We start from the raw sequence: 19,344 nt of genomic DNA on the forward strand, positions 1-19,344 counted from the left end.
AATGTTTTTTAAAGCGGTTGCATTAAACAAAGCCTATTGCAATTTTTAAAATTTATTGCATATAACGTTTATTCTATAATGAATTTAGTTCAACAGCCTAAAAAAACAGCTAATTTTTTATTTTTTTACTTGATACAAACCGATTTGACAGTTAATATTTGCGTGTTTCAAATATACGCCCGTAGCTCAGTTGGTTAGAGCATCACCTTGACATGGTGGGGGCCAGTGGTTCGAGTCCACCCGGGCGTACCATTTTTATGGTCTATTTACAATTATCCAAATAATCCAATTTATTATCTATTTAATTAGAATTCAGCTATATTAAGCCTAGTCATAACCCCTATTACTGATATGAGAAAATTAATCAGAATAAATATAGTAATAAACTACCTAACCTGTAGTAATCTATATTTGCCTCATTATTTTGTGTTTTTGTTAAAAATAATTAATATTAACCCTATTATTGAAATAGAAATAAACCAAAGGTATAAAGGAGCTAAAATAATAAGAATCTAAATTAATTGATATCAGGTAACGTCATACATTTACATAAAATCCAATAAATACTAAAAAACTTGTTGATTTAAAATCATATGTTTTATAATAACATATTTTTTAACAAAAAATTCAATTTTAGAATCAGGATTAAAACATGAAGTGCAATTTTAAACTCGGTGGAGGAAGAAAGTAGAAAGGTGATTTATACTAGTTACTTCACACCACCACAGTTTGGAGATTGCTATGCTTTATAATCACTTTTCTAGGAAGGAACGATACCAGATTTTCGTATTATTACAAGCCGGAAAGAATAAAAAAAGAGATAGCCCAGCTACTCAATAGACATCACCTTATAGCTCAAATGAATATCATTATAATAATTAATTAGTACCATCTTTTTAGGTAGCATTTATTATAATAAATATGATTAAGTAATTATTAGAGAGAGTTTCTCTTGAGCTAATTGGAACTAAAGAAGGACTTTGTTATGAGTAAAATCTTTGATGATAATTCGCAAACTATTGGGCATACACCATTAGTCAGATTAAAACATTTTGGTAACGGTAATATTTTAGTCAAAGTTGAGTCTCGCAACCCAAGTTTTAGCGTCAAATGCCGAATTGCCTCGAACATGATTTGGGATGCTGAAAAGCGTGGTTTATTAACTACAGATGTTGAATTAATTGAACCAACAAGTGGTAATACTGGGATTGCACTTGCAGCTGTAGCCGCTGCTCGAGGCTATAAACTTACGTTAACCATGCCTGAAAGCATGAGTATTGAACGTAGAAAACTACTAAAGGCCTTAGGAGCTAACTTAGTATTAACTGAAACAGCTAAAGGTATGAAAGGAGCAATCGAAAAAGCAGAGGAAATGGTGGCAAAGGATCCTAAAAAGAATTTGATGCTACAACAATTTAGTAATCCTGCTAACCCAGAAATTCACGAAAAAACAACGGGACCTGAAATTTGGCAAGATACCGATGGTAAAGTCGATATTTTTATTGCTGGAGTAGGAACGGGAGGCACATTTACTGGTGTAACACGTTATATCAAAAAGACACAGGGTAAAAATATAATTGCAGTTGCCATTGAACCAACCAACTCACCAGTAATTAGTCAAGCACTAGCAGGTGAACCAATTAAGCCTGGACCTCACAAAATTCAAGGTATAGGAGCTGGTTTTATTCCTGCAAATCTTGATCTAAGTTTAATTGATATAGTGGAAAAAGTATCAAATGAAGAAGCGATCGAAACAGCCCACGAATTGATGGAAAAAGAAGGCATCTTAGCAGGGATTTCATCTGGTGCCGCCATTTATGCTGCCGATCGATTAGCAAAATTACCAGAAAATGCTAATAAAACTATTGTAGCTATTTTACCTTCTTCTGGTGAACGCTACTTAAGTACTGACTTATTTAGTGGCATGTTTACTGAAAAAGAACTTGGTTAAATTCCAATTAGGAATAAACTTGATTAATAAAAAAAAAAGCGTAGCTAAGCATATAGCCACGTTTTTGTTGGTATAAACTAGCATAATTTTAACTGTTCAATTATCCTGAATAATCCCAAAATGGTGATACGCATGAGGTGTAGCAATTCTACCACGTGGCGTTCTTTGGATATAACCTTGCTGAATTAAAAAAGGTTCAAGTACGTCTTCGATCGTTTCACGCTCTTCACCAATTGCCGCGGCAATGTTATCTAAGCCAACAGGCCCTCCCATAAATTTTTCTATGATAGTCAGTAATAATTTGCGATCCATATAATCAAAGCCTTCATTATCAACATCAAGCATATCCAGTGCTTGGGTAGCAATTTTCTTGTCGATAACACCTTTTGATTTTACATCGGCATAATCGCGTACACGGCGCAATAGTCGATTTGCAATTCGGGGAGTACCACGTGAACGTTGGGCTATTAAGTGCGCGCCTTCGTCTGATAGAGCCATGCCCAAAAATTTAGCGCTACGGCTAACAATATATTCCAAATCCTCAACCCGATAAAACTCAAGCCGTTGTACAATACCAAAACGATCTCGCAATGGCGAAGTTAACGAACCTGCACGAGTTGTTGCTCCAATTAATGTAAAGGGGGGAAGATCGATTTTGATTGAACGTGCTGCAGGTCCTTCACCAATCATAATATCTAATTGATAATCTTCCATAGCTGGATATAAAATTTCTTCAACCACAGGTGAAAGCCGATGAATTTCATCAATAAACAGCACATCGTTTGGCTCTAGATTGGTCAGCATAGCGGCTAAATCGCCAGCTTTTTCTAAAACAGGGCCTGATGTAGTACGCAAATTAACATTCATTTCGTTCGCAACAATATTAGCTAACGTAGTTTTTCCAAGCCCAGGGGGACCAAAGATAAGCACATGATCAAGTGCATCACTGCGTTGTTTGGCGGCTTGAATAAATATTTTCATTTGCTCACGAACTTGCGGTTGACCAATGTATTCGTCTAAATATTTTGGACGAATTGCACGATCTAATGACTCTTCTTCCTTTTGCGCTTGTGGTGCAATCAAACGATCCGCTTCAATCATAATAAATCTCTATCTACAATGCTGATTTTAAGGCTTCACGAATCAGCGTTTCGCAATCCATATCAGGATTAATTACTTTATTAATAATACGGCTGGCTTCTTGTGGTTTATAACCTAATGCAATTAAAGCTGAAACAGCCTCGCTTTCAATTTGGTTAGCTGACTTTTGAACACTATCTATATCAGCAACCGAGCTAACACTTGATGTTTGTTCACCAAAACGTTTAAGGCGATCTTTCATTTCAACAATTAACCGCTGTGCAGTTTTATTGCCTACACCCGGCAGTTTGACGAGTGTTTTAATTTCACCTTGTTCAACAGCACTAATGAATTGCGCTGCAGACATGCCCGATAAAATGGCTAACGCTAACTTAGGCCCAACTCCATTAACTTTAATGAGCTCTCGAAATAATTCACGCTCTTGTTCTTCATTAAAACCATACAGGATTTGGGCATCTTCACGCACGGAAAAATGTGTTAACAAAATGACTTCCTGTCCGTTTTCGGGTAATTCATAAAAACAAGTCATCGGCAAAAACACATCGTAACCGACGCCACCGACTTCTATCAACGCTTTAGGGGGTTGCTTTTCAATAATGGTACCACGTAAACGACCAATCACAATATATCCTTAATAATAAAGCATAACAAATAAGCAAATAATAAGGTGTAGTTTACCCGATAACAAAAAAATAATAAAGAAAAACTGTATAAATAGACAGGCAATAACAAAAACAACATTGCCGACTTAATACACACAGTCGGCAATATAAAAAATTTAAATAACTAAATTAATACGTTAACTTAAAATGGTATTTTAAAGCCCGGTGGTAATTGCATTCCACCAGTAACTTGAGCCATTCTTTCTTTTTGTGCTTCATCTAAACGGCGAGCCGCATCATTATAAGCCGCAGCAATAAGGTCTTCTAACATCTCTTTATCATCATCAGTCATAAGTGATGGATCAATTTCAACACGCTTACAACTGTGAGTCCCATTAATAGTGACTTTAACTAAACCTGCACCGGATTCACCAGTAACTTCTAATTTAGCAATCTTTTCTTGAGCTTGTTGCATTTTAGCTTGCATTTGTTGGGCTTGTTTCATTAAATTGCCCAAACCACCTTTTCCACCTGAAAACATAATAATTCCTCATTAAAAAGTATAGCCAACATTATACAGGACGAACACTGGCTTCATCAATCTTAGCATCAAAATATCGACAAATTGTAGCCACTTTTGAATCTTTGGCAATGGCTATCTTCGCCTGCGCAAGTTTTTCTTGGTATAACTCTTCGTGCATTTCAACTGGTGTTTTATAATTTACATCATCAATAATAATATTTACATCAAGCTCTTGGTTACGATGTTTGCATAGAGCTTTTTTTATTTTGATCACATTCGATACCGAATTAATTAAATGCTTAACGGTTGAACGCAAATGTAACACAATCGTCCCACTATCTATCTGTTCAAAAGCCGAGTTAACTACAATTTGCTTAATTAACGGCGGTAAATCTAATTGCTCAATTTCGGCACACCAAGCATCTTTTTGCGCTATTTCGGTAATCAATTTTTGGGCCATTTCAGGGGTTTTATCACCATTTAGTGACTCACGAAAAGCCTTAGTATCGACCACCAGCTCTTCCTTCATTGCAATTAAGCCACTGGCTTGCCATCGATAATTTTCGGCGGTAATGTCTTCTTTGCTATTACCGCTATCGTTGTTATCGGTATTGGTATCGTTTACTGGCACGATGCTCTGTTTAATTCGTGTTAATGATTTATTTATTACTAAATTTTGTGGTTGATTTACATCAACCGGTTCAGACTTTTTTGGATTTTGTTCCTCTTTCATCAACTGTATACGCATTTCTAAAATGCTTTTAGTCACCGACGACACATCATCTGGAATTGTTAGATCCGCTGTTGCTGGTTTAGCTTTAGATGTTGGCGCTGTTTTTGAAGACACAACGGTTAAATCGCTTGAGTCCTGAGGCTGGCTTTGCTCATTTGTTAATGACGAGCTTACCACTGGTTGTGGTGTAGTCTGTGCGGTATGATTAACAAGCTGCCTCACTGTCTCAAGTATAGGATCAGGTTGCTGAATTCTAGATTGTTTTTTAGTTTGATTTACAACCTGATTATTAACTTCTGCTTGCCTTGATACATTAGTATGCGCTACTGTTTGTAATTGGGCATTAGGCTGTTCTTTAGTTTGCTTTTGAGTTTGTGCTTGTGTCTGCTTATTGCCTTGAACAGATGCCGAACTAGCCATAACTGATGGTGTAACAGCATCAACTACCTTTGGCATAAAGGCTAAAGCGCGTAAAAAACTCATCTCGACACCAATTTTTTTATCAGGCGAAAAAGAAAGCTCTTTACGACCCATTAGCAAAATTTGATAAAACAACTGCACATCGTTAGGTGCCATATATTGTGCTAAAAAACGTATGCGTTCTTCATTATCAGTATAATCACCCAAAGCAGTTGGCACTACTTGTAATAACGCAATTTGATGCAATAAGGTAATGGTTTCGGCTAACAGATTATCCCAATCAGCGCCCTGTATAGCAGCTGCTTCAATTTGTTGCATTAAGGCATTACCATCACTATTATGTAATGCTTCAATAATTGCAAAAGGAACCGACTTATCAAGTGTACCAAGCATAACCGACACTGATTCTGCATCGACCTTACCATTACCAAGAGCAATCGCTTGATCGGTTAAGCTCAGCGCATCACGCATACTACCATTAGCGGCTTTAGCTAATAACCCAATGGCTTTCGGATCGCTGCTGATTTGCTCTAATCTCAAAATATGTTCAAGTTGCTGACCAATTAATGTTGTATCTAATACATTTAAATGCAAATGCAAACAACGTGATAAAATCGTTATAGGTAATTTTTGCGGATCTGTAGTTGCCAATAAAAACTTAACATGCTCAGGTGGCTCCTCTAGAGTTTTAAGAAGTGCATTAAAGCTACTGCGCGATAACATATGCACTTCATCAATCAAATAAACCTTAAAGCGCCCTTTAGTTGGTAAATATTGGATGTTATCAAGTATTTCACGAGTGTCTTCGACCTTGGTACGAGATGCAGCATCAATTTCAAGTAAATCAACAAAACAACCTTGTTCAATATCACGACAATTATCACAAACTCCACATGGTGTAGCAGTAATGCCAGTTTCACAATTCAGTCCTTTTGCTAACAAACGCGCAATTGACGTTTTACCTACACCTCGAGTACCTGAAAACAAATAAGCATGATGAACTCGTCCTAGCGAAAGTGCATTGGACAAAATTTTAAGAACATGTTGCTGCCCCACAACCTCAGAAAATGATTTTGGTCGCCATTTGCGTGCCAGAACTTGATAACTCATAATCACCATAACTCATTGCCATCGAATTTGAGTCCTAATCATATCATAAACTGGCAAAATAGTCTTTATACGGTCAATAATCGATGCAATATTAATCAACAAAATTTAGCTTGAGCAAAACCTAAATTTGCTATTAAAAAATAGAAGAATAATAGTGCTAACCTAAACATACCTAACAAATTGTAAAAGGGAACATATAAGGAAACACAACTAAAAAGAGCATTTCTAAACCGCCTATACGGCGTTAATCATAGAATTTGTGGTGTGGTTAAACGAATTTTGTTTCTAAACCGCCTATACGGCGTTAATCTAGAAGCAGATATACTATAAACATTGTTTTGCAAAAGGAAAACAGGTTTTCTATTTTAAAATACCCTTTTTTACAAGATAATTTTAATTTATTGTTTTTTTTATTAATTTTCACATATCAATAAAAAAAGGGTTGCGTGAATTTTAAGTTTTTGGATAATGAATAGATTTCGCCATTAAAAAACCTTCAGATAGAACATTGATTTTATTTAATTTTTATTTTAACTTTTAGAGAAAATAATCAGTAAAGAAATAAACAAACTCCTCTAATATTATTCGAAATTAATTGAAATCGTTTTAAGATTAAACCCTGCCTCTTTATACAACTTGTACCGTTCCCTTGCTAATGACTTTAGCTGCTCATCAACTGGCACAAAATCGATAATATCACGATAAACACCTGCAAATTCAGGAAATTGTTCTTGTAAATTAATAAGTAGCTGACGTGTGCCGCTACTGCGTTTTTGTGGCCAGCTAATTTCAACAGGTGATCCCCTTTTCATGCCTTCACCGGCCAAATTATGCGGAACAAAATTGTCGGTTTCGAGTTGCCATAGGTACTCGTCTATTCGTTCTGCTTGAGCCTGATCTTGACAAGCAACTTGCACGCGCTGATTGGCGTGCCATGCTTCAACTATTTTTTTGCATGCTAGTTTTTCATAAAAAAGCACGCCAGACTCGTTGGCTTCTGTTTGGTTTTCAAGTAAATAGAAGATCACTTTTTTCATAAAATCTTAGCTCGATTTATTGATCTAGTAGATATTGAATCAACATGGCAACTGGACGACCCGTTGCACCTTTTTGCCTTCCAGATTTCCACGCTGTGCCAGCAATATCTAGATGTGCCCATTGATATTTTTCGGTAAAACGTGATAAGAAGCATGCCGCAGTAATGGTGCCTCCATCTCGACCACCTGCATTAACAATATCAGCACAGGTTGATTTGATTTGTTCTTGGAATTCATTATCAATCGGTAGCGCCCATGCTTTGTCACCTGCTTTGTTGGATGATGAGATCAATTGTGCAATTAATTTGTCGTTATTACCCATTACTCCAGTATAGTGATAACCCAATGCAACGATACAAGCGCCGGTTAAGGTGGCTATATCAATAACAGTTTTTGGATTGTAACGTTCAACATATGTTAAAGCATCACATAATACTAAGCGACCTTCCGCATCAGTGTTAATCACTTCAACTGTAGTACCTGACATGGTCGTCAATATGTCGCCAGGGCGGTAGCTGTTGCCGTCAGGCATGTTTTCACAACCCGCCATGACTCCAACAACGTTAATAGGTAATTTTAACTCTGCCACAGCCTGCATAACACCATAAACGGTTGCCGCACCGCACATATCGTATTTCATTTCGTCCATGCCTGCAGATGGTTTGATTGATATTCCTCCTGAATCAAAGGTTAGTCCCTTGCCAACTAAAACATACGGCTGAGCTTTTTTATCTTTAGCACCTTTGTATTCAATAATGGTCATGATTGATTCGTTTTGCGAGCCCCGCCCTACTGCTAAATAAGCGTTCATGTTTAATTTTGCTAATTCGTTTTCGCCAAGGCAGGTTACTTTTAATGATGAATGCAGTTTGCCTAGTTGTTTACCTTGTTCGGCTAAGTATTTTGCGTTACAAATATTTGACGGCATATTGGCAATTGCTTTTGTTGCGATAATAGCATTAGCAATAATTTGCCCTTGTAACAAGTTATCAGTTAATGCTGATAACGCTTTTTTATCATGAATTAATAATGTAACTTTAGTTAGGCTTGGTACAGGATCTTTAGTCGTTTTAAAGTCATCAAACCGATAAGTTATATCGCTAATAATTTGCGGCAGTTGTTTGGCAATTTCAAGACTACTTACTTCATTGAACGCTAATAGATCCCATGCGATATTTTTAATTTTTTTGGCTAGTAGTTCTTTTATTACCGCTTTAATAACAATTTTAGCTTGAACGAGTTCAAATGTTTTTGCTTTGCCACAACCAACAAATAAAAGTTTTTGTTTTAAATTGCTGTTTGGATATAGCAAAGTAGTTTTACCTAGTTCGCAACTTATATCACCTGATTTGATAAGCTGACTAGCTAAACCATTGGTTGATTTATCGATATCTTTGACAAAATCAGACTGGCTTTTTCCTGAATCAATTGAAACAACTAAACACTCTGTTTTTTGTTTAGTTATGATTGCGCTGTTTTTTATTTGAAATTCCATAGTGCTTCTCATTTATGAATTGGTAGAGATAATTTATATTCTATCGGTTCATTGTTGGATAGCAACAAAAAGATAACTAAAACGAAACAAATCGGATTATAATAGTCCGGTTTTGTGCCAACATATAAAGGTAAGATGTGATAATTCGTCGATATTTAGTGAAAGAGACATTGAAAACCCAAGGGGCAATTTTATTTATTTTGTTGCTGATTTTCTTTTCTCAAAAATTAATTAGAATTTTGTCGAGCGCAATCGATGGTTCAATTCCTCGTGAATTAATTATGCCGCTACTAGTTTTAGGCATATCAAATATGGCCGATCTTATTTTGCCGTTGAGCCTTTTTCTTGGTGTGCTTGTTACTTTCGGGAGACTTTATTCTGATAGTGAAATGGTGGCAATGCATGCGTGCGGTGTTAAGAAAAACTTAACTTATCAAGTAGTATTTTTTCTATGCATTTTAACTAGCATATTAACCGTAATGAATTCAATTTGGTTTGGTCCTTGGTCTAACGTTAAGCAAGATCAGTTAGTTGCTAATGCTAAGATCAATCCTAGTTTAGCTGGATTATTAGCAGGACAATTCCAACAAACAACAGATGGTAATTCAGTTATTTACATTGGTAATGTGGATAATAACAATTTAGAAAATGTCTTTATTGCTCAAATCAATCCAAAAGCAAATCAACGACCTTCTATTATTATTGCCAATAAAGGTAAGACTGGCCACGATAATGAAGGTAACCAAATTATTACACTTGAAAATGCTAATCGTTATGAAGGCACAGCACAATTAAAAGATTTTAGAATTTCAAACTTTCATAATTATTTAGGTATCATTAAACCCAAAGAGTTAAATACTAACGAGGATGCCGATAAAGTCGATGTTCAGCAGTTGGGGATATTAGAACTTATTAATACTAATACACCTAAAGCTGTTGCGGAATTTTATTGGCGTATAACGTTGATTATTTCAGTACCATTAATGGCCTTTTTGGTTATTCCACTGAGCGTATCAAATCCACGACAAGGACGCCTTGCACAAGTTTTACCAGCTTTACTGCTCTATTTAGTTTACTTTTTATCGGCCAGTTCAATTAAGGCTAATGCAGGTAAAGGTCGGTTAGATCCCGAATTGTGGTTTTATATACTAAATTTAGGATATTTTGTGTTAGCGATAATATTGAATTGTTGGAATAACCTATTTATGCGTAAACTTCGCTTAAAATATTCGGCATCTTAAGGAGCAAAGCGTGTTTTCGATTTTAGATCGTTATATCGGTAAAACTATTTTAAGCACCATTGGTGTTAGTCTTTTTTTACTTATTAGTTTGTCGGGTATCATCCGTTTTATTGATCAGCTTCGAAAAATTAAAGTTGATTATGATGCGTTTTCTGTCGGTATTTATACGCTTTTAATGGCTCCAAAAGATTTAGAAGTATTCTTCCCGATGGCAGCGTTATTGGGTGCATTGATTGGTTTAGGATTGTTAGCATCCCGCAGTGAATTAATTGTAATGGAAACATCAGGCTTTAGTCGTTTCAAAATTGCATTTGCGGTGATGAAAACAGCATTACCACTAGTACTAATTACAATGGCGATTGGTGAATGGGTTGCTCCAGTTAGCGAGCAAACTGCACGCAATATGCGTTCTGAAAAGCTTTATGGTAATTCGTTAATGGCTGAACAAGGCAGTCTTTGGGCTAAAGATGGTAATGATTATGTGTTTATTGGCCATATAAATAACGATAATTCGATTTCAAATGTTTATATTTATTCAGTTGACCAAAATAAGCTTCAATCCATTACCTATGCTGCTTATGGAGTGTATGAAAATGATACTTGGACATTGTCGCAAGTTGAAAAAAATGATCTAACAGTGCCCAATAAAGTAGTGGGTGTAAATACGATATCCATGCCTTGGAAAACAAGCATTACTCCTGATAAATTAAATATTGTCGCATTTGACCCTGACTCGTTGTCGGCTTCAGGACTTTATGAGTATTCACAATATCTAAAAAACTCTGGGCAAGATACTAAGTATTATGATTTGCTGTTTTGGAAAAAGATCATTAAACCTATTTCAGTTGCTGTGATGATGTTGTTAGCTTTATCGTTTATTTTTGGTCCATTGCGTAGCGTATCAATGGGGATTCGTGTGGTGATAGGCATTAGCTTTGGCTTCTTATTTTATATTGCCGATAATTTGTTTGCCCAAGTAAGTATTGTTATTGGTATTTACCCTGTTATTGGTTCGCTTATAACCAGTTTCGTATTTTTATTGATTAGTTATATTTTATTTAAACGAAAAAACTAGGCCTTTTAAAATTTTATCCTATCATCTGATTTAGATGATAGGATTTTTATATTGTAGCGTTTATGCTGTCTGTGATTGTTTATCAAACAGGTTTAAATATTGCCCATAGCCTGCATCTTCCAGTTCCTCTTTAGGTATAAATCGTAAGGAAGCCGAGTTAATACAATAACGTAATCCACCTAACTCTTTTGGGCCATCATTAAAGACATGCCCAAGATGAGAATCAGCATCCACAGATCGCACTTCAATACGTCGCATACCAAAACTGGTGTCCTTTTTTTCAACAATATTGCCCTTTTCTATCGGTTTAGCAAAACTAGGCCAGCCACACCCTGAATCGAATTTATCTAACGAAGTAAATAACGGCTCGCCAGACACAATATCAACATATATCCCTTCCTCATGATTGGAATTAAATTCATTTTCGAACGGTGGTTCAGTCCCATTTTTTTGGGTTACGTGATATTGCATAGGTGTTAATATGGACAGTGCTTTTTCTTTCATTGTTTTATTCATAAGTCACCTTTATGTTATTTATTTTAAATAATAGAATTAATTACGACTTAACATTGATTGCAATACTTTATCTTTAATCCAAAAATAATGATATAAGGCGCCAGCTATATGTAAAATAAGTAAAATTGCTAATAAATATGAGCTGAACTTATGCATAATATGAAAAAAATCATAAAACATATTAGGCATATCAATAGACGGAATAGAAATGATGCCCAAAAAATTCAGCGCCCTACTACTCATTAAGTACCCTGACAGAGGCACAATAATTAAAAAAATGTAAATAAACCCTTGTATGGACTTCGATAAAATACGTTGTAGTTTTTGATTTTTGGGCAAGACATTAGGCACACCTTCAGCTTTAATAATTGTAAAACGCCACAAGGTTATTATAAATATCAATAAGCCAAAAGATTTATGTAATAAATAAATAGTAAACATACCACCCAAATAATGTGACAATGTCACCTTAAAAAACACTAATAAAAACGTTAATACAATCAGTATCAATGTTAACCAATGAATCCATTTTTGTTTACTACTATATTGTGGATAGTTTTGCATAATTCAATTGCCTCTTTATTTTTGCCAATGCTGTGCTAAAAACTTTGATCTCCCTGATAATTGATAATATTGATTATAATTCTGGGATTGTTTTGTATAATAATTTTGGTGATAATCCTCAGCTAGGTAAAAGGCAACCGCAGGCTCGATAGCGACACCTATAGGCTTATCAAACTTCTTACTATCTTGTAACGCTTGTTTAGACGCTAATGCTAGTTTATGTTGATATTCATTATGATAAAAAATAACAGGACGATAAGAATCACCTCGATCAGCAAATTGTCCTTGTGAATCAGTTGGATCGATTTGTTTCCAAAAAATTTCAAGCAATTTTTTATAACTAATAACTTTTGGATCAAACTTGATTTGTACCGCTTCAGTGTGCCCTGTTGTGCCTGAGCAGACTTGTTGATAGGTTGGATTGATTACATTCCCCCCAGTATATCCTGCTGCAACACTAATAACCCCTTCATACTGATCAAAGGGTTTAACCATACACCAAAAACAACCACCTGCAAATATTGCTTGTTCATATTGTTGCATAATAACCTCCCACTTAATATGTTAAACAATACTTCTATTTATTGCTTAACTTCAGCATAATCATTAACACTAAAATGCACTACTTTAAATTAGTATACTACTTGAAAATGTTTAAAAAAACACCATATCATTACCCAACTATTTCAGTTATAGAAGGATTCATTTATGGCAAGTGGATGGGCGTCTGACGATGCCGTTAATCAACAAATCGAAGGCACTATTGCCGATGCCATCGAAAATGCAAGAAGACAACTCAATCACGGTACAATTAGTGCTCATTTTTGTATTGAATGTGGAGAGCCTATTGCAAAAGCCAGAAGATCAGCATTGCCTGGCGTACAATATTGTTTGTCTTGCCAACAAGAAATCGATAAACAATTAGCTAAAGCAGCAAGTTTATATAATCGTCGTGGCAGCAAAGATAGCCAACTACGTTAATTTGAAGATACATTTTTAACCAATTTAGCTAAAAGATGGGTGGATTACTATCCACCCTAAGATACAAATAATAGTTATTTTTTTCCTTCACGAACAGCGTCATAAGGATAAACAATTAATTTATTATCAAACCATTCAGCACAAAAAATATCTTCTAATTTTTCATAACCTTGTTTTGCAATCTCTTGTTTAACCCAATTTTCATCTTTTTTAAGTTGCTCTAAATTGTCATGGCTAATACCGCCATTTTCGATAATAAGCACAGCAATATCTTTATCACCTTTTTTGATAACAGTTAACGAACCATTTAGTTCATACCAAACCTCTTTTAACTCATCAAAAGAAGCTATGCCTTGTATATTGACTAAGGTTTCAAAATCCCTTACTGGTAAGTTGGCTTTAACAAAATTATCCGTTATTAAATGCCCATTTTTAACAAGTTGGATTGGTTCGCCATCTATAGCATCGCGTAAACGTGAGTTTTTAGATTTGATAAATCGAATTAAAACAAGTAAGCCAGCCCAAATAGCCACTAATCCAGCCGATTCCCAAGAAGATACTGTCGGACTAAGTAAGGCCCCCCCAACCAACGCACCAATAACCATACTACCAACCTGATCAAGCTGTGACATTGGTGCTATTTGGCTTTTACCAGATAACTTCACATAAACAAGTAAAATAATTAAAGCTAATAAAAATTTTGGTGTCATTTCTAATAAATACATTTCCTTTCTCCAAGCTAAACAAAATATGTTGAACTACAATTCCAAATGCAGAATCAATAGAAGCTTCTGTATCGAAACAGGTAATAATTTATGTATAAACCAGTATAATTTTTGTTTAATTGATAATCAATGCGTATCTTTTTTTATGACTAAAACAGGGTATGACTATTAATATAACTTATTGATTGTATTTTACTCTAAAATTTATACAAATTATAAGATTATTACTTTGATTGCGATAACTAATTTCTATTATGTGTAGTGTACACTATGTAACTATCCCCTAAAATAGTACAGCAAAAAAAGTAGAAAATTCTCTATGATAAAAGAAAAGGGGATTTAATTATGAAAAAAATGACTGAACATCAAATCGTAGCTATTTTAAAAGAAGCTGAAGCAGGTATTCCTGTCAAGGAACTGTGCCGTAAATATGGCATGGGTAATTCAACTTTCTATAAATAGCGAGAAAAATACGGTGGAATGGAAATTTCGGATATCAAACACTTAAAGGAGCTGGAGGCTGAAAATCGCAAGCTTAAGCAGATGTTTGCCGAACTAAGCTTAAAATCCCAGCTTCAGGAAGAAATCATAAAAAAGCTTTAGTGCCCACAAAGGCACGTAAAACGTGGCACCGCAACTACAACAAAATCATTCTGTTACTATTGCTATGAGTTGTGCCATTGTTCGCTTAAGCCGTTGTGCTTACGATTATCAACCTAAGTTACAGGATGATTCAGTAATTATTTCGGTGTTGAATACTATCACAGACCGGCATTTACGTTGGGGGCTTTCCTAAATGCTTTAATCGTATCAAAAGCTCGGCTATCAATGGAACCATAAGCGTGTTTATCGGGTGTATTGTGAATTAAAGCTTCATCTCAGAGTAAAGCGTAAAAAACGCATTCCTCCACGATGCCCAGAAAAGCTATTGGTGCCTAATAAACAAGGTGAATGTTGGTCAATGGATTTTATGAGTGACAGTAGCCGTAATCAACGTCACTATAGGACATTCAATGTCATCGATGACTTTAATCGTGAGGCGTTAGGTATTGATATTGCAGTAAGCTTACCGGCAGGAAGGATTACCCGTTATTTAGATAAACTGGCCGAATATCATGGGTATCCATTAAAAATACGGGTCGATAATGGACCCGAATTTACAGGAAAAACCTTTATAAACTGGGTTAAATCACATGATATAACCATTGATTATATCCAGCCCGGTAGCCCTTATCAAAATGGCTATATTGAACGATTTAATCGTACCTATCGTACTGAAGTACTCGATTTATATCTTTTTAACAACTTAGCACAAGCAAGGAGAATAACCGAAGAATGGTTAACGATTTATAACACCGAAAGACCGCATGAGGTATTAAATAACATGACGCCGATTGAGTATAAAACACTAAAACAAGCAGCATGATTTTCTACGTGAGTTGTGTACTAAGTTTGGGGTATTTACACTTCATCGGGATAAAACAGCGTTTGCCCTAACCCTACAACACCAAGACCCAGTTCGCGACCGCTTTGGTCGGTATAGATAAGGGTATCGGCGTGCTGTGAATCAGAGGTGGAAACAATGCGCAGTGTTACTTCAAAAGGTAGACGCCAACCACGTCCTAATAGACCCACTGCTGGATTGCGGCTGTTATATAGGCGCTGCCAGATGCTGTAAAAACTGAATGATTTCTCGGTTATTCCACTTTAGTCCATTTCTGATATTTTTCTGGATCACTGGCTATTAAGGCTTTCATTTTATCCATTACCTCTTCTACTCCTATAGGATCTGTTTTGTATTTCTTAAATACAAATATAATTCCTTGTCCTATGCAATCCAAAATATAGTTCATTTGTTCAGTAAATATATCGAAATCTTTATAAGGTATAAAAATGAAAAATTCAACATCCTTCTGTTTGGAATATGTTATTGGTCCTTTGACAAAATCATAGCGGTAATAGTAGCCGTTATAGTGCGTTAAGCGGTTGTGTTGGATTGCTTGGCTGTGGTCATTAAGCAGATTGCCGGCTGGGTCATAGGCAAAGTGGTGTTGCCCGTAATGCGTTTGTAAACCGGTAATTTGCTGTACCGGGTCGTAGTGATAATTTTCACTGTAACGGGGGGATTTATTTAATACCCGATTCGGGTAATTACCATAGCTGTTGGCTTGCCCGATAAGGTTGCCGGCACGGTCATAGTCAAATCGTTTGTCTATTAGCGGTTGTGCATGGTTGCTTAGTTCAGTAATACAGCTGTATTTGTGCGTCATGCGCCCTAGATTGTCAAAACGCTGGTTTTGAGTTAGTACTCCTTGCGTACGGCTGATTTCACGGTGCAGGCGGTCACGCTCATAGTCAGCCAGCGGATAACTATGCTGGTCTGGCGTGGTTAATTTTAGTTGGCTTAAATGCCCGGCACCGTAATAGAGATGATACTGCTGACTTCGCCCAGCGGGTTGACTGCCAGCTCTAAATTGCCCATATCATCGTAATGAAAACGATACTCTCCCCCTTGTGGGTCAATAAATTTAGTGAGATTGGATTGTTTATTCCAACTTAAGGTGTAGTGATTGCCTTCCACATCGGTAAAGTCGGTAATCTGTCCTCGAGGTTGTCGTGATGTATTTACTCCCGTTATGGATAGTTAAAAAAGCTAAGATTCATATAAATAATATGAATCTTCTGTTAAGTATAGAACTTCCTTTTTACTGTTGGTCGAAATCGGCGAAATCAGAAATTCTCGCATATCACCAATATCTATTGATTTTTGAATAAAATTTATTAGTTCACTTTTTGAAACTTTAAACATTTCTCCTTTTATTATTATTTTTTTTCCTTTATAAGAAACCAATTTATGTGCAATATAATATTTTTCCTCTGTGAAAAAAGGAATTAGGTCAGAAAAGGAGGTTGTATATAATAATAAATTTCCTGTATGTATAATATTTAGCATACTCAGAAAAATATCATTTTTCTCAAATTCTGAAATGATTTCTTTATAAATTAATTGTTTGAATGAATAATTATTTTTCATAATTTAATTTGGAATATCATAAAAAATATGACCATCCGTTCCATTGTTATACCATTTAATATGCGGAGTATCACCAAAACCGCTTTCTGGATTCATGTGTTGTTCGTATCCTTTAGGATATTTAGGCGCACCATCAGGTCTAGAACTTTGAGTATGAGCTTTATAACGGTTCATATTTCCTTGAGCTTCTTTTAAAAAAGCTTTAGCATCAGTACTTGATTTAACTTTTACCTGAAATTTATTACCAGCTAACAAGGCTGCCTGTGTATTTTTTATTGCCAATTTCCATTCTTTTGTTCCTCGTTGAATCGGTTTCATTTTAGAGGCAGCCGAATTAAGTTTGCCTTTATAAGCACTAGATCCACAACTCAGCCCCCACGGATCCACCCAAGTCAAGGTATTAGGCGCATATTGATAAAGATTAATACCGCCAGCTAAGCCTATCGGGTCGGGTTGGGTGAAGCGTCCGCAGTTAGGGTCATAATACCGAAATGTGTTGTAATGTAAACCAGTTTCGTTATCGTAATATTGCCCCGCAAAGCGCAGGTTTTGTTCGATTTTGTCAGTGCTGTATAAGTTATCGCGGTTGTGCTGCCGTTTTATCTGCCCAAATAGTTGGTAATCTGCCTGCCAGATTATTTGCCCTTGTTCATTGGTGAGCTCCGTCGGCAGGCTGTTAGCGAGGGTATGGAAGTAGTGTACTTGTTGCTCAATTTCCCCCGTTTTTGGATGGCGGTCGCTAATGATTTTGGCGATGGGCTCGTAGCTTTGTTCGTTGTAGATATAACGTATTTGCCGGAGTGGCTGGGCGCTACTGCGTTCGCCACTTAAGCGTAGCCCCTGCCAACTAAAATCAGTACGGGTCGTCGTATGCTGGCGGCTGTATTTGTCGTACTGCTCGGTGGTTTTGCTAAGTCGTCGACCAAGGGCATCGTATTGGTATCGGGTCATGGAGCGGTGCAGGTGGCTGTCTACCCGAGCTTCTATCAATTGATGTTGGTGGTTGTAGCTAAAGTGCTGAGTTAAGCCATCGCTAGGGCGTTGTCGTTCAATTAATCGTCCAAAACCATCATAACGGTAGTGGTAGCCGTTGTATTGTTGGAGCTGGTTGCCTTTGCTTAGTTGTCCCTGCTGATTAAGTAAGTTACCCGCGGGGTCGTAGATAAAACGCTGCCAGTCGTGGTGCTGACGTTGTTGTATTACTTGATGGGCAGCATCGTATTGATAACACTGGCTGTAACGCGCGGACTGGTCTAGTGTGTGTGTTGGGTCGTTGCCATAGCCGTTGACCTGCTGGATTAAGTTGTTGGCGTGGTCGTAATCAAAGCATTTATCTATCAGCGGTGAGGCGTGGTTACTCTGATGGTTAAGATAGGTGCGCTTAGCCGTCATTCTGCCTAGTCGGTCAAAGGTTAGGGTTTGAGTTAGGTGCCCCTGACGGCGTTTTATTTCCCGATGTAGCCGGTCACGTTCGTAGTCGGCAATCTCATACACCTTATCGGGGGTTTTGAAGTTGAGTTGGCTTAGGTGACCTGAGCCATAGTAGAAGTAGCTGAGCTGATTGCCATCCGGTAACGTGTGGGTGAGTAAGTTGCCCAGCGCGTCATACTGATAGTGATGGGGTCCATCGTGATTTTGTTCAGTAATCAGCTGTCCCAGCTCGTCGGTTGTGAAACTAAGTTGTTGGTATTGCTCTGCAGCCAGTGGCTGCCCCGCCAATTGCGCCATTGCCCAGTCAAGTCAGTTTCACTCGTTAACTAGTGGCGCTGGTTATAGGCGATAAGAGCTCCATAAGTAATTATGGGCTCTTTTTTGTTATATTAATTGTTAGCATCAATATTAGCTAACTTAGTTAATGGATTTGGATTAGCAAGAACTGTGGATATCAGCCAAATGTAGCAAAATTCGGTGTCTTATTTACCTACTTGTTAATGCCTTTAAACCTTTTTCAAATATCTTTGTATTATGAACATCCCCACCACGATCTAGATAGGCAGACCATTTTGGATAATACTGATCAAATAAAAGCCTACCGACCTTAGTAAAATCAGAATTATACAAAGCGAAATCATCTTCCTTTAGGCTACCATCTTCGTTAAAGGGATCAACTGTAATTAAATTATTCTCTTTAAAAAAGGTCATTAATACTGTTGCTAGATCAGTTACTTGCTTACGATAAGTTAAATCTTCACTTTTTTCTAAAAGTGCTGAATAACTAAATCTTTTTATGTTCATA

Annotated in this window: 19 protein-coding genes, 1 tRNA gene and 1 pseudogene; 6 read left to right on the top strand and 15 right to left on the bottom strand. The window is 36.5% G+C overall.

Features of this window, described 5'->3' with window-relative positions:
• Positions 1–175 precede the first annotated feature (175 nt).
• A tRNA-Val gene (locus A9G25_RS10290) sits at positions 176–252 on the top strand.
• 733 nt (positions 253–985) lie between these two features.
• Positions 986–1,951 (top strand): cysteine synthase A, encoded by a 966-nt coding sequence (gene cysK, locus A9G25_RS10295; RefSeq protein ID WP_065626842.1) that lies wholly within the window; start codon positions 986–988, stop codon positions 1,949–1,951.
• 96 nt (positions 1,952–2,047) lie between these two features.
• On the opposite strand, the gene ruvB is transcribed toward cysK, so the two are convergent.
• The 6 genes from ruvB to A9G25_RS10325 form a co-directional block, all read right to left on the bottom strand.
• Positions 2,048–3,052 carry a Holliday junction branch migration DNA helicase RuvB gene (ruvB, locus tag A9G25_RS10300; RefSeq protein WP_065626843.1) on the bottom strand — a complete coding sequence of 335 codons (1,005 nt, stop codon included), beginning with the start codon at positions 3,050–3,052 and terminating at the stop codon, positions 2,048–2,050.
• Positions 3,053–3,065: 13 nt separating this feature from the next.
• Positions 3,066–3,674, bottom strand: a complete 609-nt coding sequence (ruvA, locus tag A9G25_RS10305; RefSeq protein ID WP_065626844.1) for a Holliday junction branch migration protein RuvA — start codon at positions 3,672–3,674, stop codon at positions 3,066–3,068.
• A 182-nt stretch (positions 3,675–3,856) separates the two neighbouring features.
• Complete coding sequence (locus tag A9G25_RS10310; protein ID WP_065626845.1) at positions 3,857–4,195, bottom strand: YbaB/EbfC family nucleoid-associated protein; 339 nt, start codon at positions 4,193–4,195, stop codon at positions 3,857–3,859.
• Between the two features lie 31 nt (positions 4,196–4,226).
• The gene (gene dnaX, locus A9G25_RS10315; RefSeq protein ID WP_065626962.1) at positions 4,227–6,440 is read right to left on the bottom strand and encodes a DNA polymerase III subunit gamma/tau; all 2,214 of its coding nucleotides are present in this window, start codon (positions 6,438–6,440) and stop codon (positions 4,227–4,229) included.
• A 581-nt stretch (positions 6,441–7,021) separates the two neighbouring features.
• The gene (locus A9G25_RS10320; protein WP_065626846.1) at positions 7,022–7,477 is read right to left on the bottom strand and encodes a DNA polymerase III subunit chi; all 456 of its coding nucleotides are present in this window, start codon (positions 7,475–7,477) and stop codon (positions 7,022–7,024) included.
• Between the two features lie 16 nt (positions 7,478–7,493).
• Positions 7,494–8,972: a leucyl aminopeptidase gene (locus A9G25_RS10325; protein ID WP_065626847.1), complete on the bottom strand. Its 1,479-nt coding sequence runs from the start codon at positions 8,970–8,972 to the stop codon at positions 7,494–7,496.
• A gap of 137 nt (positions 8,973–9,109) precedes the next feature.
• Between A9G25_RS10325 and lptF the strand changes: the two genes are divergently transcribed.
• Positions 9,110–10,213, top strand: coding sequence for an LPS export ABC transporter permease LptF (gene lptF / locus A9G25_RS10330; RefSeq protein ID WP_065626848.1), 1,104 nt, complete (start codon positions 9,110–9,112; stop codon positions 10,211–10,213).
• Between the two features lie 10 nt (positions 10,214–10,223).
• Positions 10,224–11,288 (top strand): LPS export ABC transporter permease LptG, encoded by a 1,065-nt coding sequence (lptG, locus tag A9G25_RS10335; protein WP_065626849.1) that lies wholly within the window; start codon positions 10,224–10,226, stop codon positions 11,286–11,288.
• Between the two features lie 60 nt (positions 11,289–11,348).
• Here the strand turns inward: lptG and msrB are convergent, their stop codons facing one another.
• The 3 genes from msrB to msrA are packed head-to-tail and all read right to left on the bottom strand — an operon-like array spanning position 11,349 to position 12,911.
• Positions 11,349–11,792, bottom strand: coding sequence for a peptide-methionine (R)-S-oxide reductase MsrB (msrB, locus tag A9G25_RS10340; RefSeq protein WP_176701123.1), 444 nt, complete (start codon positions 11,790–11,792; stop codon positions 11,349–11,351).
• Positions 11,793–11,840: 48 nt separating this feature from the next.
• The gene (locus tag A9G25_RS10345; RefSeq protein ID WP_065626851.1) at positions 11,841–12,368 is read right to left on the bottom strand and encodes a cytochrome b; all 528 of its coding nucleotides are present in this window, start codon (positions 12,366–12,368) and stop codon (positions 11,841–11,843) included.
• 15 nt (positions 12,369–12,383) lie between these two features.
• Positions 12,384–12,911: a peptide-methionine (S)-S-oxide reductase MsrA gene (msrA, locus tag A9G25_RS10350; RefSeq protein ID WP_065626852.1), complete on the bottom strand. Its 528-nt coding sequence runs from the start codon at positions 12,909–12,911 to the stop codon at positions 12,384–12,386.
• Positions 12,912–13,076: 165 nt separating this feature from the next.
• On the opposite strand from msrA, the gene A9G25_RS10355 reads away from it, so the two are divergent.
• Positions 13,077–13,349 (top strand): DksA/TraR family C4-type zinc finger protein, encoded by a 273-nt coding sequence (locus tag A9G25_RS10355; protein WP_065626853.1) that lies wholly within the window; start codon positions 13,077–13,079, stop codon positions 13,347–13,349.
• A 74-nt stretch (positions 13,350–13,423) separates the two neighbouring features.
• On the opposite strand, the gene A9G25_RS10360 is transcribed toward A9G25_RS10355, so the two are convergent.
• Entirely contained in the window at positions 13,424–14,074 is a 651-nt protein-coding gene (locus A9G25_RS10360; protein ID WP_065626854.1) for a DUF421 domain-containing protein, read from the bottom strand.
• Positions 14,075–14,419: 345 nt separating this feature from the next.
• Between A9G25_RS10360 and A9G25_RS13440 the strand changes: the two are divergent.
• Positions 14,420–15,500 (top strand): annotated as a pseudogene (locus A9G25_RS13440) (IS3 family transposase).
• Positions 15,501–15,535: 35 nt separating this feature from the next.
• On the opposite strand, the gene A9G25_RS13445 reads toward A9G25_RS13440, so the two are convergent.
• From A9G25_RS13445 to A9G25_RS10390, 5 genes are all read right to left on the bottom strand, one after another.
• Positions 15,536–15,775 carry a DUF6531 domain-containing protein gene (locus A9G25_RS13445; protein ID WP_442903096.1) on the bottom strand — a complete coding sequence of 80 codons (240 nt, stop codon included), beginning with the start codon at positions 15,773–15,775 and terminating at the stop codon, positions 15,536–15,538.
• The gene (locus tag A9G25_RS10375; protein WP_065626855.1) at positions 15,772–16,344 is read right to left on the bottom strand and encodes an RHS repeat domain-containing protein; all 573 of its coding nucleotides are present in this window, start codon (positions 16,342–16,344) and stop codon (positions 15,772–15,774) included. Before A9G25_RS10375 ends, A9G25_RS13445 begins: the two co-directional genes overlap by 4 nt.
• Positions 16,345–16,727: 383 nt before the next feature.
• Positions 16,728–17,108 carry a hypothetical protein gene (locus A9G25_RS10380; protein WP_065626856.1) on the bottom strand — a complete coding sequence of 127 codons (381 nt, stop codon included), beginning with the start codon at positions 17,106–17,108 and terminating at the stop codon, positions 16,728–16,730.
• A 3-nt stretch (positions 17,109–17,111) separates the two neighbouring features.
• Positions 17,112–18,836, bottom strand: a complete 1,725-nt coding sequence (locus A9G25_RS10385) for an RHS repeat domain-containing protein (RefSeq protein WP_065626857.1) — start codon at positions 18,834–18,836, stop codon at positions 17,112–17,114.
• A gap of 189 nt (positions 18,837–19,025) precedes the next feature.
• Positions 19,026–19,343, bottom strand: a complete 318-nt coding sequence (locus tag A9G25_RS10390) for a hypothetical protein (RefSeq protein ID WP_065626858.1) — start codon at positions 19,341–19,343, stop codon at positions 19,026–19,028.
• Between the last annotated feature and the right edge of the window lies 1 nt (position 19,344).

Origin of the sequence: Gilliamella sp. Bif1-4 (assembly GCF_001690535.1) — a bacterium.
Taxonomy (GTDB): Bacteria; Pseudomonadota; Gammaproteobacteria; order Enterobacterales; family Orbaceae; genus Gilliamella; species Gilliamella bombi.

Coding starts and splice junctions, on each gene's coding strand:
- cysK (WP_065626842.1), top strand. CDS start 986: ATGAGTAAAATCTTTGATGATAATTCGCAAACTATTGGGCATACACCA.
- ruvB (WP_065626843.1), bottom strand. CDS start 3,052: ATGATTGAAGCGGATCGTTTGATTGCACCACAAGCGCAAAAGGAAGAA.
- A9G25_RS10310 (WP_065626845.1), bottom strand. CDS start 4,195: ATGTTTTCAGGTGGAAAAGGTGGTTTGGGCAATTTAATGAAACAAGCC.
- dnaX (WP_065626962.1), bottom strand. CDS start 6,440: ATGAGTTATCAAGTTCTGGCACGCAAATGGCGACCAAAATCATTTTCT.
- A9G25_RS10320 (WP_065626846.1), bottom strand. CDS start 7,477: ATGAAAAAAGTGATCTTCTATTTACTTGAAAACCAAACAGAAGCCAAC.
- A9G25_RS10325 (WP_065626847.1), bottom strand. CDS start 8,972: ATGGAATTTCAAATAAAAAACAGCGCAATCATAACTAAACAAAAAACA.
- msrB (WP_176701123.1), bottom strand. CDS start 11,792: ATGAAAGAAAAAGCACTGTCCATATTAACACCTATGCAATATCACGTA.
- A9G25_RS10345 (WP_065626851.1), bottom strand. CDS start 12,368: ATGCAAAACTATCCACAATATAGTAGTAAACAAAAATGGATTCATTGG.
- msrA (WP_065626852.1), bottom strand. CDS start 12,911: ATGCAACAATATGAACAAGCAATATTTGCAGGTGGTTGTTTTTGGTGT.
- A9G25_RS10355 (WP_065626853.1), top strand. CDS start 13,077: ATGGCAAGTGGATGGGCGTCTGACGATGCCGTTAATCAACAAATCGAA.
- A9G25_RS10360 (WP_065626854.1), bottom strand. CDS start 14,074: ATGTATTTATTAGAAATGACACCAAAATTTTTATTAGCTTTAATTATT.
- A9G25_RS10375 (WP_065626855.1), bottom strand. CDS start 16,344: ATGACGCACAAATACAGCTGTATTACTGAACTAAGCAACCATGCACAA.
- A9G25_RS10380 (WP_065626856.1), bottom strand. CDS start 17,108: ATGAAAAATAATTATTCATTCAAACAATTAATTTATAAAGAAATCATT.
- A9G25_RS10385 (WP_065626857.1), bottom strand. CDS start 18,836: ATGGCGCAATTGGCGGGGCAGCCACTGGCTGCAGAGCAATACCAACAA.
- A9G25_RS10390 (WP_065626858.1), bottom strand. CDS start 19,343: ATGAACATAAAAAGATTTAGTTATTCAGCACTTTTAGAAAAAAGTGAA.